13 protein-coding genes are annotated in these 13,972 nt (G+C 71.8%); 10 read left to right on the forward strand and 3 right to left on the reverse strand.

Annotated features, from left to right (window positions below; translation table 11 throughout):
• Positions 1 to 121 precede the first annotated feature (121 nt).
• Positions 122 to 1,267: a uroporphyrinogen-III synthase gene (locus tag ACZ6TI_RS10155; protein ID WP_465344653.1), complete on the reverse strand. Its 1,146-nt coding sequence runs from the start codon at positions 1,265 to 1,267 to the stop codon at positions 122 to 124.
• Positions 1,268 to 1,932: 665 nt separating this feature from the next.
• Here ACZ6TI_RS10155 and rplM point away from each other — a divergent pair.
• From rplM to glmM, 3 genes are all read left to right on the forward strand, one after another.
• Positions 1,933 to 2,376 carry a 50S ribosomal protein L13 gene (gene rplM / locus ACZ6TI_RS10160; protein WP_465344654.1) on the forward strand — a complete coding sequence of 148 codons (444 nt, stop codon included), beginning with the start codon at positions 1,933 to 1,935 and terminating at the stop codon, positions 2,374 to 2,376.
• Between the two features lie 173 nt (positions 2,377 to 2,549).
• Positions 2,550 to 3,014, forward strand: coding sequence for a 30S ribosomal protein S9 (gene rpsI, locus ACZ6TI_RS10165; protein WP_465344989.1), 465 nt, complete (start codon positions 2,550 to 2,552; stop codon positions 3,012 to 3,014).
• A 206-nt stretch (positions 3,015 to 3,220) separates the two neighbouring features.
• The gene (glmM, locus tag ACZ6TI_RS10170) at positions 3,221 to 4,570 is read left to right on the forward strand and encodes a phosphoglucosamine mutase (RefSeq protein ID WP_465344655.1); all 1,350 of its coding nucleotides are present in this window, start codon (positions 3,221 to 3,223) and stop codon (positions 4,568 to 4,570) included.
• Here the strand turns inward: glmM and ACZ6TI_RS10175 are convergent.
• Positions 4,567 to 5,754 (reverse strand): pyridoxal phosphate-dependent aminotransferase, encoded by a 1,188-nt coding sequence (locus ACZ6TI_RS10175; RefSeq protein ID WP_465344656.1) that lies wholly within the window; start codon positions 5,752 to 5,754, stop codon positions 4,567 to 4,569. The two genes, glmM and ACZ6TI_RS10175, sit on opposite strands and share 4 nt — an antisense overlap.
• A gap of 20 nt (positions 5,755 to 5,774) precedes the next feature.
• Positions 5,775 to 6,614, reverse strand: a complete 840-nt coding sequence (locus tag ACZ6TI_RS10180) for an MmpS family transport accessory protein (RefSeq protein ID WP_465344657.1) — start codon at positions 6,612 to 6,614, stop codon at positions 5,775 to 5,777.
• Positions 6,615 to 6,832: 218 nt separating this feature from the next.
• Between ACZ6TI_RS10180 and glmS the strand changes: the two genes are divergently transcribed.
• The 7 genes from glmS to ung all read left to right on the forward strand — a co-directional run bounded on the left by glmS (position 6,833) and on the right by ung (position 13,972).
• Entirely contained in the window at positions 6,833 to 8,716 is a 1,884-nt protein-coding gene (gene glmS, locus ACZ6TI_RS10185) for a glutamine--fructose-6-phosphate transaminase (isomerizing) (protein WP_465344658.1), read from the forward strand.
• 36 nt (positions 8,717 to 8,752) lie between these two features.
• The gene (locus ACZ6TI_RS10190) at positions 8,753 to 9,121 is read left to right on the forward strand and encodes a holo-ACP synthase (protein ID WP_465344659.1); all 369 of its coding nucleotides are present in this window, start codon (positions 8,753 to 8,755) and stop codon (positions 9,119 to 9,121) included.
• A gap of 68 nt (positions 9,122 to 9,189) precedes the next feature.
• Positions 9,190 to 10,638, forward strand: a complete 1,449-nt coding sequence (locus tag ACZ6TI_RS10195) for an NAD(P)H-hydrate dehydratase (protein WP_465344660.1) — start codon at positions 9,190 to 9,192, stop codon at positions 10,636 to 10,638.
• Between the two features lie 10 nt (positions 10,639 to 10,648).
• Complete coding sequence (gene alr, locus ACZ6TI_RS10200) at positions 10,649 to 11,755, forward strand: alanine racemase (protein ID WP_465344661.1); 1,107 nt, start codon at positions 10,649 to 10,651, stop codon at positions 11,753 to 11,755.
• Positions 11,752 to 12,828, forward strand: coding sequence for an alpha/beta fold hydrolase (locus ACZ6TI_RS10205; protein ID WP_465344662.1), 1,077 nt, complete (start codon positions 11,752 to 11,754; stop codon positions 12,826 to 12,828). The genes alr and ACZ6TI_RS10205 overlap by 4 nt, the downstream gene beginning before the upstream one ends.
• Entirely contained in the window at positions 12,828 to 13,295 is a 468-nt protein-coding gene (gene tsaE, locus ACZ6TI_RS10210) for a tRNA (adenosine(37)-N6)-threonylcarbamoyltransferase complex ATPase subunit type 1 TsaE (RefSeq protein WP_465344990.1), read from the forward strand. Before ACZ6TI_RS10205 ends, tsaE begins: the two co-directional genes overlap by 1 nt.
• Positions 13,295 to 13,972 carry a uracil-DNA glycosylase gene (gene ung, locus ACZ6TI_RS10215; RefSeq protein ID WP_465344663.1) on the forward strand — a complete coding sequence of 226 codons (678 nt, stop codon included), beginning with the start codon at positions 13,295 to 13,297 and terminating at the stop codon, positions 13,970 to 13,972. The genes tsaE and ung overlap by 1 nt, the downstream gene beginning before the upstream one ends.

Genomic DNA, 13,972 nt, shown 5'->3' on the forward strand with positions numbered 1-13,972 from the left:
GCCCACCTGACGGGGGCCCGCTCCCTCCCGGGTCCGTGCGCGCAAACTCCCCCCCCGAAGGTAGGACCCAAGGAGGACCCCCCCCCAGCGGATGCACTCCTGGGCTACCACTTTGTTGGTCTTAGTTGGGGAGGCGGTAGCCGCGTTTGACGACGGTCTGGACGATGCCCGGTTTGCCCAGGCCGGCCCGCAGGCGGGCCACCGCCATCTCGACCGCGTGCTCGTCGGCGCCGCGGGGCAGCATGCGCAGCAGGGCGCCGCGGGAGAGCACCCGGCCCGGGACGGCGGCGAGCGCCCGCAGCACGGCCATCGGCGCGGGCGCCAGCGGGCGCAACTCACCGTCCACGATCGCCGCGTGCCCGCGCAGGGTCAGGTTGTGCCCGGAGACCTCGAGACTGACCGCCCGCTTGGGCAACTCGTCCACGATGGTGCGCACCAGGGAGCTCAGACGCGCTCGGGGCGGGGCGACGACCGGCACGTCGTACCGTCGAAGTGGCGCCGCCGTGACCGGGCCGACGCAGGCCGCCAGCACGTCGGTCTTGAATGCCTCCAGCACGTTGTCGCACTCCGGCCCGGCCGCGCGCAGCAGCGCGCCGACCGCCGGGGCCGAGGTGAAGGTGACCGCGTCGACCAGCCGGCCGGCCACCAGATCGACCAGTCGGTGCAGTGGCGCCGGATCGGTCGGCGGCGCCCAGCGATAGACCGGCACCTCGATCACGCGCGCGCCCACCGTCTGCAGCGCATCGGTGTATTCCGGCTGGGACTCGCCGTGCAGCTGGATCGCCACCGTCAGGCCGGCGATCCCGCGGGCGGTGAGGTGGTCGACGACCTCCTCGAAGCTCTCGCCCTCCGGCGCCCACTGATCCTGCAGCCCGGCCGAGCGCACCGCCGCCCTCGCCTTGGGTCCCCGGGCCACCAGGTAGGCCCGGCTCAGCACCGCCCGCAGCGGCTCCGCCAGACCCCAGCCCTCCGCGGCCTCCAGCCAGCCGCGCATGCCGATGCCGGTGTTGACCAGTACCACGTCGGGTGGCGTCTCCAGACTGGCCCGGGTCGCCGCGCGCAGCTCCGCGTCATCGGCGATCGGCACGATCCGCAGCGCCGGGGCCAGCACGACCCGGGCGCCCCGGCTTTCCAGCAGGCCGGCGAGCTCGTCCCGCCGCCGGTCCGCGGTCACTCCGATGGTGTAGCCGGACAGTGCAGCGGTCGGCTCGGCCAGTGCCGACGCCGTGATCACTGTCCGTCGAGAGCGCCCCGTGCGCTCCGTCATCCTCTGCGCTTTTCGAAAAGCCGCGGCGTGGCCGACCGGTCCACCGAAGGGCACGCTCGGAGATCGCCGTCCTCAGCGTCGACCCGCTCCCATGTCACGCCTGCGTTCTCCGCCGTACCTCCGACCGGCGCACGCCGCGGCTTTCCTGGGCCGGGCCGAAGCCCCGCCCGCACCGTCAGGTCCGTCCTCAACCCTGACGGTGGCTTTCGAGTGATGCCGCTGCCGCCGAGGACGCCGACGGGCCGGAGCCCGAACCGCATCGTCGAGGAAGCCGCACCACTTGCCATGTCGGAGAGAGTGCCGCCGGTGAATTTCGGCCTTGCGTCCCGTTTGTTTCGAGCCTGCTAAGAGGCATCGATCACAGCTCCGGGCCGGCGTCGGCGGTCGATGTGCCCCGCCGTCGGGCGCTGCCGGGCTGCGAGTATGCTAGGACGGTCATCTTTTCCGGTCCAACCGGTGCTGCCGAGGGTCTTGTCACATTCTGCGACGACCTGGGGGTTGCGACGGGGGACCACCCGCCCGTTTTGACCGCGCGGCGCACGGCCGGGTATCGTTGCCTGCTGTTGTGCGACAGCTGCGAGCGAACCTGTTCAGGTACGCTCGATGGTCGAGGTTGTTGCGACCAGCGCGCGCCCCCAGAACCGACGACGAGACAAGGTATTTCTGTGCGTACGTACAGCCCGAAGCCGGGTGAGATCGAGCGTCAGTGGCACATCATCGACGCTTCTGACGTCGTCCTGGGCCGCCTGGCCACCCACACCGCGACCCTGCTGCGCGGCAAGCACAAGCCCACCTTCGCACCGCACATGGACACCGGCGACTTCGTGGTGATCATCAACGCGGGCAAGGTCGCGCTGACCGGCAACAAGCGGCAGACCAAGATCGCCTACCGGCACTCCGGCTACCCGGGCGGCCTCAAGCAGGTCCGTTACGAGGACCTGCTGAGCAAGCACCCGGAAAAGGCGATCGAGCTGGCCGTCAAGGGCATGCTCCCGCACAACAAGCTGGCGCGGCAGATCATCAAGAAGCTGAAGGTCTACCCCGGCGTGGAGCACCCGCACGCTGCTCAGCAGCCCAAGCCGTTCGAAATCACCCAGGTCGCGCAGTGAGCGCGGGAGAAGGCAGCAGCATGACCGACAACGTCGAGCCCGAGGGCGCCCAGACCGCCGAGCAGCCGGCCGCCGAGCAGTCCGCCGTCGAGCAGCCGGCCGTCGAGCAGCCGGCCGTCGAGCAGCCGGCCGTCGAGGAGCCCACCGCGGAGCAGCCCGCCGAGGCGGCTGTCGTGGTCGAGGAGCCCGCTGAGACGGTCGTCGTGGTCGAGGCGCCCGCTCCGGCCCCGGTTCGCGCCCCGCGCCCGGGTGACCGTCCGATCCAGACCGTGGGCCGCCGCAAGGAGGCCATCGTCCGGGTGCGTCTCGTGCCCGGCACCGGCAAGATCACCTGCAACGGCCGTGAGCTCGAGGCCTACTTCCCGAGCAAGGTGCACCAGCAGCTGATCCGTGAGCCGTTCGTGACGACGGAGAAGGCCGACACCTTCGACGTCATCGCCAACCTCCGCGGCGGCGGCATCACCGGCCAGGCCGGCGCGCTGCGCCTCGGCATCTCGCGGGCGCTGATCACCAACGAGCCCGACGACCGCCCGGCCCTGAAGAAGGCCGGCTTCCTCACCCGCGACTCGCGGGTCAAGGAGAGCAAGAAGTACGGCCTCAAGAAGGCCCGTAAGGCTCCGCAGTACTCGAAGCGCTGATCTTGCGCATCGTCCTCGTCTGAGCGGACGGCCGGGTGTGACCCTGAGGCAGGGAGCACGCCCGGCCGTTTCGTGTTTGTCGGGTCCAATCAGCTCGCTCGATGCCCGCTTCGCCCGCTCCACACTCACCTGCCCTCCCCACTCACTTGCTCCGGCATCGGCGCCGTCGCCCATCGCGGCGCCCGGTCCGGCGAAAGGAAGCCGCCATGGGGCGTCTCTTCGGCACTGACGGCGTTCGCGGTCTGGCGAACGGTGACCTGACTCCCGAACTCGCCCTCGCGGTCGCGGTCGCGGCCGGCAAGGTGCTGATCGAGAGCGACAGCAGCCACCAACCACTCGCGATCGTGGGCCGCGACCCGCGGGCCAGCGGCGAGATGCTGGAGGCGGCGGTGGTCGCCGGCCTGGCCAGCGTCGGGGCCAACGTGGTGCGGGTCGGTGTGCTGCCCACGCCGGCCGTCGCCTATCTGGTCGGCCAGACCAACGCCGATCTCGGCGTGATGCTGTCCGCCTCGCACAACCCGATGCCGGACAACGGCATCAAGCTCTTCGCTCCCGGCGGGCAGAAGCTGCCGGACGAGCTCGAGGCGCGCATCGAGACCGCCATCGAGGACAAGCACGGCATGGTGGGCCGGCCCACCGGTTCCGGCATCGGTCGCGTGCACGACCTGCTGGACGGCGCGGAGCACTACGTGCAGCACCTGGTCGCCTCGGCGCCGCACCGGCTCGAGGGCATCAAGGTCGTGGTCGACTGCGCGAACGGCGCGGCCGCCGAGGTCGCCCCGACGGTCTATGAGGAGGCCGGCGCGGAGGTCATCGCGATCCACGCCGAGCCCGACGGACTGAACATCAACGACAACTGCGGCTCGACCCACCTGGAAGCGGTGCAGGCGGCGGTGCTCGAGCACGGCGCCGACCTGGGCCTCGCGCTCGACGGCGACGCCGATCGCTGCCTCGCGGTCACCGCCTCCGGCGACGTGGTGGACGGCGACCAGATCATGGCCATCCTCGCGCTGGCGATGCGCGACGCGGGCACGCTGACCGACAACACCCTGGTCGCCACGGTGATGAGCAACCTGGGCCTGCGCCTGGCCATGAAGCAAGCGAACATCAAGCTGATCGAGGCCAAGGTCGGCGACCGGTACGTGCTCGAGGAGCTGGCGGCCGGCGAACTGGCCCTCGGCGGCGAGCAGAGCGGCCACATCGTGATGCCGGCCTTCGCGACCACCGGCGACGGAGTGCTGACCGGGCTGCACCTGATGGCCCAGCTGGCGTCCACCGGCAAGTCCCTGGCCGACCTGGCCGCGGTGATCCACAAGCTCCCGCAGGTGCTGATCAACGTGCGAGTCGCGGACCGCGAGGCGGGCGCCGCGGCGCCGACCGTGCAGGCGGCGGTGGCGCTGGCCGAGGACGAGCTGGGCGAGACCGGCCGGGTGCTGCTGCGCCCGTCCGGCACCGAGCCGCTGGTGCGGGTGATGGTCGAGGCCGCCACCGAGGACCAGGCCCGCTCGGTGGCCGAGCGCATCGCCGAAGAGGTCCGCTCGGCCAGTCCGGCCTAGGCCCGGAGACCGCGCAGGCGGGCGGCCGCCTCGTCGATGACCTCCTCGCGCTTGCAAAAGGCGAAGCGGATCAGGTGGCGGCCCTCCTCCCGGTGGTCGTAGAAGACCTGGGTCGGGACCGCCACCACGCCGCAGCGGTGCGGCAGCTCGCGGCAGAAGTCGGCGCCGTCGGTGCCACCGAGCGGGGTGATGTCGGCGGTGACGAAATAGGTCCCCTCCGACGGCAGCACCCGGAAGCCCGCATCGGTGAGGCCGGCGGTCAGGCGGTCGCGGCGTGACTGCAGGCCGGCGCGGAAATCGGTGAAGTAGGCGTCCGGCAGGCCCAGCGCGACCGCGACGGCGGGTTGCAGCGGTGATCCGTTCACGAAGGTCAGGAACTGCTTGACCCGCTGGGCGGCGGACACCAGCGCGGTGGGACCGGTGGCCCAGCCGATCTTCCAGCCGGTGCAGGAGAAGGTCTTGCCCGCCGAGGAGATGCGCAGCGTGCGATCGCGCATGCCGGGCAGGGTCGCGATCGGCACGTGCGGCGGGGCGTCGGTGAAGGCCAGGTGCTCGTAGACCTCGTCGGTCACCGCGTACACGTCGTGGTCTTGACACAGGGACGCGATCAGCGCGAGCTCGTCCGCGGTGAAGACCTTGCCGGTCGGGTTGTGCGGCGAATTGAGCAGCACCAGCCGGGTGCGCGGCCCGAACGCCGAGCGCAACTCACCCTCGTCGAAGAGATAGCGGCCGTCCGGGCCGGGCCGCAGCGTCACCGGCCGCCGCACCGCCCCGGCCAGCGTGATCGACGCCGCGTACGAGTCGTAGTACGGCTCGAAACAGACCACCTCGTCGCCCGGCTCGCACAGTCCGAGAATGCTCGCCGCGATCGCCTCGGTCGCGCCCGCGGTGACCACCACCTCGGTGTCCGGGTCCACCGCCAACCCCCAGAACCGCTGCTCATGGGCCTCGATGGCGGCCCGCAGCGCCGGAATGCCGGGCAGCGGCGGATATTGGTTGGCCCCCGACCGCAGCGCCTCGGCGGCCGCCTCGAGCATCTCGGGCGGCCCGTCGGTGTCCGGGAAGCCCTGGCCCAGGTTGATCGAGCCGGTGCTGACCGCGAGCGCGGACATCTCGGAAAAGATCGTGGTGCCGAACGGCCGCATGCGAGCGACCAGCGGATCGGCCGGGATCAACGTCGTCACCCGACCGAGCCTACGGCCTGTCAGCCGATCACGACCTTGATGCACGACGCCGTGGCATAGGGGCCCTCGCCGGACTTCTGCGCGACCTCCGCGCCGTCCACCGTGGCCCGGCAGTTGATCTCGCCCTCGTCCGGGCTGCTGCGCACCGCGGTGACCGACACCAGCGCGGAGCCCTCCATGGTGGTGGAGAACTTCCACGGGAGCTTCGGATCCGCGACCTTCTTCGGTCCGTCGCCGAGCTTCTCCGTGTAGATGATGTCGACCGGCCCGTCGCCGGTCACCTCGTAGGTCACCTTGATGGTCTTGCCCGAGCCCGGCAGGCCGGGGATGCCGGTGGGCAGGCTGGGCAGGTCGGTGGGCAGGTCGGGGATCTCCGGGACGTCGGTCGGCAGCGCCGGGAAGGTCGGGTCGGTGATCGGCTTGACCGCCTCCTTGGCCTTGTTCGTGACGCTGCGGGCGGCCAGCACACCGGCCGTCGCCACGCCGGCGCAGAGCAGCAGCGTGACCGCGACCAGCACGGCGATCAGCGGGGCGTTGCTCTTGCGGGGCGCGCGCTGCGGCGGGCCGTAGTCGGCTTTTTGAAGCGGCTGCGGCGGCCCGTAACCGGGCTGCGGAGGGCCGTAGCCCGGCTGCGGCGGGAACTGTGATGTCGGCGGGTAATGCGGCTCCGGCGGTGGCGGCGGGAGTGGCGCGTATCCGGGTTGGAACGTGGGTGGCCGGGGCCCGCCACTCGTCGGTGGCGGGGGCGGCTCGGCGCCGCTGGTCGGATATGGCACCGATGGAACATCGATGGGCGGCGGCTGTGTGCCGTCCGGCCGGGGCGCCTCATAGGGCCCGGGCGGATCGGGTTGGTTGCTCACGTCGTCTCCCTGGCCGGTTACACCGCACGGCGTGAGCCGACGGTACGCCTTCCGTGCCACCTCCTCGGCACCCCCATGGGCGGCGCGTCCCGTATGCCCGGTTTGGCGACTGCGCGTGCCGCACTCACTGTCCGATTGGCTATTTCAATCACGTACGATGCGCGAAAGTGTGTCTCTTGAGCAAGACGCGTGAGCGAAAGTCGGCTACGCTGCCCCACATGTGTGGGATCGTGGGTTACGTAGGGAATCGTCCGGCGCTCAGTATCGTGCTCGACGGCCTGCGTCGGCTGGAGTACCGCGGATATGACTCCGCCGGGGTGGCCGTCATCGACGACGGCGTGGTGCGCACCGAGAAGCGAGCGGGCAAGCTGGCCAACCTGGAGAAGGCGCTGGCCGAGCGCACCGGTGAGGGCATCGCCACCGGTGTCACCGCCATCGGGCACACCCGCTGGGCGACCCATGGTGGCCCGACCGACCGTAATGCACACCCGCACCTCTCCGCCGACGGCCGGGTGGCGGTGATCCACAACGGCATCATCGAGAACTTCTCCCGCCTGCGCGCCGAGCTCGAGGCGACCGGCGTGGAGTTCACCAGCGACACCGACACCGAGTGCGCGGCCCACCTGCTCGCCGCCGAGATGCGGACGCTGCGCGAGTCCGGCAAGCAGGACGGCCCGGCGCTGCTGGCCGAGGGCATGCGCCGCACGGTCCGCCGCCTCGAGGGCGCCTTCACGCTGCTCGCGGTCGACGTCGCGGTGCCCGACGCGGTGGTCGCCGCCCGGCGCAACTCGCCGCTCGTGGTGGGCACCGGCGCCGGCGAATACTTCCTGGCCAGCGACGTCTCGGCGTTCATCGAGCACACCCGAGAGGCGATCGAGCTGGGTCAGGACCAGGTCGTGCTGATCACCACCGCGGGCGTGGAGATCACCGACTTCCTGGGCGAGCCGGCCACCGGCAAGCAGTTCCACATCGACTGGGACGCGTCCGCCGCCGAGAAGGGCGGCTACGACTACTTCATGCTCAAGGAGATCGCCGAGCAGCCGCAGGCCATCGCCGACACCCTGCTCGGCCGGCTGTCCGAGCGCGGCGACATCGTGCTCGACGAGGTGCGGCTCACCGACCAGGACCTGCGCGACGTGGACAAGGTCTTCATCATCGCGTGCGGCACGTCCTACCACGCCGGGATGGTCGCCAAATACGCCATCGAGCACTGGGTGCGCATCCCGTGCGAGGTCGAGCTGGCCAGCGAGTTCCGCTACCGCGACCCGATCCTCGACCGGTCCACGCTGGTCATCGCGATCAGCCAGTCCGGCGAGTCGATGGACACGCTGATGGCGCTGCGCCACGCCAAGGAGCAGAAGGCGCGGGTGCTGGCGATCTGCAACACCAACGGGTCGACCATCCCGCGCGAGTCCGACGCGGTGCTCTACACGCACGGCGGGCCGGAGATCGCGGTCGCGTCCACCAAGGCGTTCCTGACCCAGCTGGTCGCGTGCTATCTGATCGGCCTGCACCTGGCCCAGATCCGCGGGGTGATGTATGCCGACGAGGTCGCCGCGGTCGTGTCCCGGCTGCGCCGGACCCCGGACAACCTGCGGGAGCTGCTGGCCGGCATGGAGGACGTGCGGGCCCTGGCCCGTGACCTCAAGACCGCGTCGACGGTGTTGTTCATCGGCCGGCACGTCGGCTTCCCGGTCGCCCTCGAGGGTGCGCTCAAGCTCAAGGAGCTCGCGTACATGCACGCCGAGGGGTTCGCCGCCGGAGAACTCAAGCACGGGCCGATCGCGCTGATCGACGAGGGCACCCCGGTGGTCTGCATCGTGCCGTCGCCGGCCGGTCGCGGGGTGATGCGGGACAAGGTGGTCTCCAACATCCAGGAGGTGCGGGCCCGGGGTGCTCGCACCATCGTGATCGCGGAGGAGGGGGACGACGCGGTCCGGGCGTACGCCGATCATCTGATCCTGGTGCCGCGCACCCCCACCCTGCTGGCGCCGCTGATGACCACCGTGCCGCTGCAGATCCTCGCGTGCGAGATCGCCGCGGCCCGGGGTCACGACGTGGACCAGCCGCGCAACCTCGCCAAGTCCGTGACGGTGGAGTAGCCGTCCGCCCCGGGCTCCTTCATTAGGGTGGAGCCCGTGATCGTGGCAGTCGGCATCGATGTCGTCCTGGTGGAGCGTTTCGCCCGTGCGCTGGATCGGACGCCGTTGCTGGCGGACCGGCTGTTCACCCACGGCGAGCGGCTCACCGTGTCGGGCAATCCGCGCTCGGCCGAGTCGCTCGCGGCCCGGTTCGCGGCCAAGGAGGCCGTCGCCAAGGCGCTGGGCGCGCCGAATGGCCTGCGCTGGCACGACTGCGAGATCGTCTCCGACCCCGACGGGCGACCGTGGCTGACGGTTTCCGGTACGGTCGCCGCGGTCGCCACCGAGCGAGGGGTCAACCGCTGGCATCTCTCCCTCTCGCACGACGGCGGCATCGCCTCCGCGATGGTCGTGGCGGAGGCCTGAGCAGCGCGGACGTGAAAGTGTCGTACCCGGGGCATAGAACTTCCGCGAACCGTGACGGGAGGAGATCGATGCGGCAGGCATGGCGGGTCACCGAGGTGCGCGCGGCCGAAAAGGCTCTGCTGGCGACTCTGCCGGCGGGCACCCTGATGCAGCGGGCCGCGGCCGGGCTGGCCCGGCGCTGCGTGCTCCTGCTGGAGGAGTCCGGCGGGGTCTACGGCGCTCAGGTGCTGCTGCTGGTCGGCAGCGGTGACAACGGCGGCGACGCGCTCTTCGCCGGCGCCCGGCTGGCCCGGCGCGGCGCGCAGGTGCGCGCCCTGCTGCTGCGGCCCGACCGGGTGCATCTCGCCGGCCTGGCGGCGCTCCGCGACGCGGGCGGCTTCACCGTTCGTGACCTGCCCGCCCGAGCCGACCTGGTGCTCGACGGCATCGTCGGGATCGGGGCCAGCGGCGGTCTGCGGTCGGAGGCGGCCGGCCTGGTCGCGGCCCTGGACGGTCTCGGCGCGACGATCGTCGCGGTGGACGTGCCCAGTGGCGTCGCGGTGGACACCGGCGACGTGCCCGGCGCGGCGGTGACCGCCGACGTGACGGTGACCTTCGGCTGCCTCAAACCGGCGCACCTGGTGGGCCCGGCCTCGACCCGCTCCGGGCAGGTCGAGCTGGTCGACATCGGTCTCGGGCCGATGTTGCGCGGCGATCCGGCGGTGCGGGTGGCCGAGGCGGCGGACATCGCCCACTGGTGGCCCTCGGCGGGTGTGGAGTCCGACAAATACACGCGGGGCGTGGTCGGCGTGGCCACCGGCTCGGCGCGCTACCCGGGCGCCGCCCTGCTGTCCACCGCGGGCGCGCTGGCCGGCCCGACCGGCATGGTGCGTTATGCCGGCAGCGCCTATCAGGACGTGGTGCGGGCGCACCCGTCCGTGGTCGCCGCGCCGCGGGTGGCGGACGCCGGCCGGGTGCAGGCCTGGACCTGCGGCTCGGGGCTGGGCACTGATGACGACGCCCGCACCGAGCTGCGCAGCGTGCTGGCCACCCCGCTGCCGGTGCTGCTCGACGCCGACGCGCTCACCCTGCTGGTCGACGGTCAGCACGCGAAGGAGCTGCGCCGGGACGCGCCGCTGGTGATCACGCCGCACGACGGCGAGTTCAAGCGGCTGGCCGGCGAGGCGCCCGGCGCCGACCGGATGGGCGCGGCGCTGCGGATGGCCGCCTGGATCAACGGCGTGGTCCTGCTCAAGGGTGACCGCACGATCGTGGCGACCCCGTCCGGCGAGGTCTGGGCCAACCCGACCGGCACCTCTGCGCTGGCCTCGGCGGGCAGCGGCGACGTGCTGGCCGGCCTGCTCGGATCGCTGCTGGCCAGTGGCCTGCCGGCCGAGCGGGCGGCGGTCATGGCGGCCTATGTGCACGGCCTGGCCGGGCGGCGGGCAGCCGAGCACGGTCCGGTGACCGCCCCGGACGTGGCGGCGGCCCTGCCCAGCGTGATCCGCGACACCGTTCACTCCGATACCCGTCAGTAGGCTGGGAACCATGTGGCAGGCCGAGGTCCGGATCGATCTGGACGCGATCCGGGACAACGTGGCGACGCTGCGCGCCCGCACCACCGCCGAGGTGCTGGCGGCCGTCAAGGCCGACGGTTACGGCCACGGCATGGTGCCGTCCGCCCGCGCGGCGCTGGCCGGCGGCGCGACGTGGCTCGGAGTGGCGACCCTCGACGAGGCCCTGACCCTGCGCCGGGCGGGCATCACCGCGCCCGTGCTGTCCTGGCTGCACTCCCCGGGCCTCCCGCTGCACGAGGGCGTGGCGGCCGAGGTGGACCTCAACGCGGGCAGCCTCGGCCAGCTCGCCGAGGTGGAGGCGGCCGCGCGCCGGGCGCAGCGGACGGCCCGCGTCCACCTCAAGCTGGACACCGGCCTGGCCCGCGGCGGCGCGACCCCGGCCGAGTGGCCGGCGCTGCTCGAGGCGGCGGCAAAGGCGCAGGCGGGCGGCGACGTCGAGGTGGTCGGCATCTGGAGCCACTTCGCGTTGGCCGACTCGCCGGGCCACGAGTCGATCGACCGCCAGCTGGCCGTGTTCGCCGAGGGCCTGGGCCTGGCCGAGCGCACCGGCATCACCCCGCGCTACCGGCACATCGCCAACTCGGCGGCCCTGCTGACCAGGCCGGACGCACACTACGACCTGGTCCGCGCGGGCATCGCGATCTATGGTCTGTCGCCGGTCGAGGGCGACTTCGGGTTGCGGCCGGCGATGACCGCCCGGGCCCGGGTCAGCCTGACCAAGCGGGTGCCGGCCGGCCAGGGCGTGTCCTACGGACTGACCTACCGCACGAAGACCGAGGCCACGCTGGCGCTGATCCCGCTGGGCTATGGCGACGGGGTGCCGCGGCACGCGTCCAACGCCGCCCCGATCGAGCTGGGCGGCAAGATCCGCACGATCGCCGGCCGGGTGTGCATGGACCAGCTGGTGCTCGACTGCGGTGACGACCCGGTGGCCCCGGGCGACGTGGCGACGCTGTTCGGCCCGGAGCGCCCGACGGCCGACGACTGGGCAGAGGCGTGCGGGACGATCAGCTACGAGATCGTGACGCGATTCGGCGCGAGCCGGGTGCCGCGGATCTATGACGGGGAGGCGATGTGAGCACCACGCCGAGGAGACGACGCGCCAAGCAGGTCGGCATCGTCGGCGCCGTGGTCGGTGTCGCCGCGGCCGGTCTCGCCACCGCGTTCGCGGTCGAGCGCGCGCTGGTCCGCCGGTCCCTGAACGCGCCCGGCGACCCGCACCGCGACGAGGAGTTCGGCGACCAGCCGTTCGACGAGGAGCTGACGGTCACCGCCGCCGACGGCACCGACCTGCACGTCGAGATCGTCGAGCCGCACGAGCCCAGCGACAACGCGACGATCGTCTTCGTGCACGGCTTCGCGCTGGACATGGGCACGTTCTATTTCCAGCGGCAGATGCTCACCGAGCGCGGCGACCACCGCCTGGTGTTCTACGACCAGCCCGGGCACGGCCGGTCGAGCAAGCTGAAGTCCGGGGAGTACGACATCGCCGCGCTGGGCAAGTCGCTGGCCGCGGTGCTCGACGAGACCGTGCCGGAGGGCCACATCATCCTGGTCGGGCACTCGATGGGCGGCATGACGATCATGGCGTTCGCCGAGCAGTACCCGGAGTGGTTCGGCAGCCGGGTCACCGGCGTCGTGCTGATCTCCACCTCGGCCGGCCTGATCGACAAGACCAAGCTGGGCATCCCCACCCTGGTCGCCCGGGCCAGCGCGCCGTTCTTCCCGGTCTGGGGCGGCGCCGCGCGGATCGGCGGCGGCGCCATCGACAAGGCCCGGGTGGCCTCCTCCGACCTGGCCTGGCTGCTCACCCGCAGGTATGGCTTCGGCGACTCCCGGCCGAGCCCGTCGTTGGTCACCTTCGTGGAGCAGATGAACTCCAAGACGACGGTGGAGACGCTGACCAAATATCTGCACACCCTCTACACCCACAACCGCTTCCCGGCGCTGTCCGCCCTGCGCGGCGTTCCGGTGCTGGTCATCGTCGGCACGAAGGACTACCTGACCCCCCTGACGCACTCCGAGCAGATCCTCGTGCACCTGCCCGAGGCCGAGTTGGTCAAGATCGACAACAGCGGCCACGTGGTGATGCTGGAAAAGGCGGACGAGGTGAACGCGGCGATCCTGCCGTTCCTGGAGAAGGTCTCGTGATCCGGCTGGACACGGTGGAGAGCACCAAGGAGTTCGGCCGCCGCCTCGCCGGCCTGCTGCGCGCCGGCGACCTGCTGCTGCTCACCGGTCCGCTGGGGGCCGGCAAGACGGCGCTGGCCCAGGGCATCGGCGCCGGGCTGGGCGTGCAGGGTGACGTGACGTCGCCGACGTTCGTGATCGCCCGGGTGCATCGGGGACCGGTGCCGATGGTGCACGCGGACGCCTATCGGTTGGGGGATCGGCCCGACCCGCGGCTGGAGATCGACGACCTCGACCTGGACGCGTCGGCCGACGACGCGGTGACCGTGGTGGAGTGGGGCGAGGGCCTCGCCGAGCACCTGAACGAGACCTATCTGCAGGTCCGGATCGACCGGCGGGACGAGGACGACACCCGGGTCGTCGAGCTGATCCCGCACGGCGGCGACTGGGCCGAGCGCACTGCCGACCTCTTCGAGAGCGAGACCTGATGAACCTGCTCGACCTGCTGCCGGCGGACTGGCGCGACGCGCTCGGCCCGTTCCTCGACGAGCAGCGGACGGCCGCGCTGAGCGAGTTCGTGGCGGGGGAATACGCGCAGCACACGATCTACCCGCCGATCGAGGACCTGTTCGCGGCCTACCGTCTGTGCCCGCCGGCGCAGACTCGGGTGCTGATCCTCGGACAGGATCCCTATCACGGCGCCGGGCAGGCGCACGGGCTCAGCTTCAGCGTGCGGGACGGGCTGCGGATCCCGCCCTCGCTGCGCAACGTGTTCAAGGAACTGGCCGAGGACGTCGGGGTCACGCCGCCCGCCACCGGCGATCTGACCGGGTGGGCCGGGCAGGGTGTGCTGCTGCTCAACGCGGTGCTCACGGTGCGCGCCACCCAGGCGGCGTCGCATGGCGGCAAGGGCTGGGAGGCGTTCACCGACGCCACCATTCAGGCCCTGGACGCGCGGGCGGAGCGGGTGGTCTTCCTGCTCTGGGGTGGATATGCGCGAAAGAAGGCGGCTCTGGTCACGAACCCGGCGCATGTGGTGCTGGAGGCCGGTCATCCCAGCCCGTTGAACCCGCGGGGGTTCCGGGGGGCGCGGCCGTTCAGTGCGGCCAACAAGGCGCTGGCCGATGCGGGGCGTGCGCAGATCGACTGGGACCTCCGGGGTTAG

Source organism: Actinoplanes sp. NPDC051388 (genome assembly GCF_055586225.1).

Coding starts and splice junctions, on each gene's coding strand:
- glmM (WP_465344655.1), top strand. CDS start 3,221: ATGGGGCGTCTCTTCGGCACTGACGGCGTTCGCGGTCTGGCGAACGGT.
- ung (WP_465344663.1), top strand. CDS start 13,295: ATGAACCTGCTCGACCTGCTGCCGGCGGACTGGCGCGACGCGCTCGGC.
- ACZ6TI_RS10195 (WP_465344660.1), top strand. CDS start 9,190: ATGCGGCAGGCATGGCGGGTCACCGAGGTGCGCGCGGCCGAAAAGGCT.
- ACZ6TI_RS10155 (WP_465344653.1), bottom strand. CDS start 1,267: ATGACGGAGCGCACGGGGCGCTCTCGACGGACAGTGATCACGGCGTCG.
- glmS (WP_465344658.1), top strand. CDS start 6,833: ATGTGTGGGATCGTGGGTTACGTAGGGAATCGTCCGGCGCTCAGTATC.
- alr (WP_465344661.1), top strand. CDS start 10,649: ATGTGGCAGGCCGAGGTCCGGATCGATCTGGACGCGATCCGGGACAAC.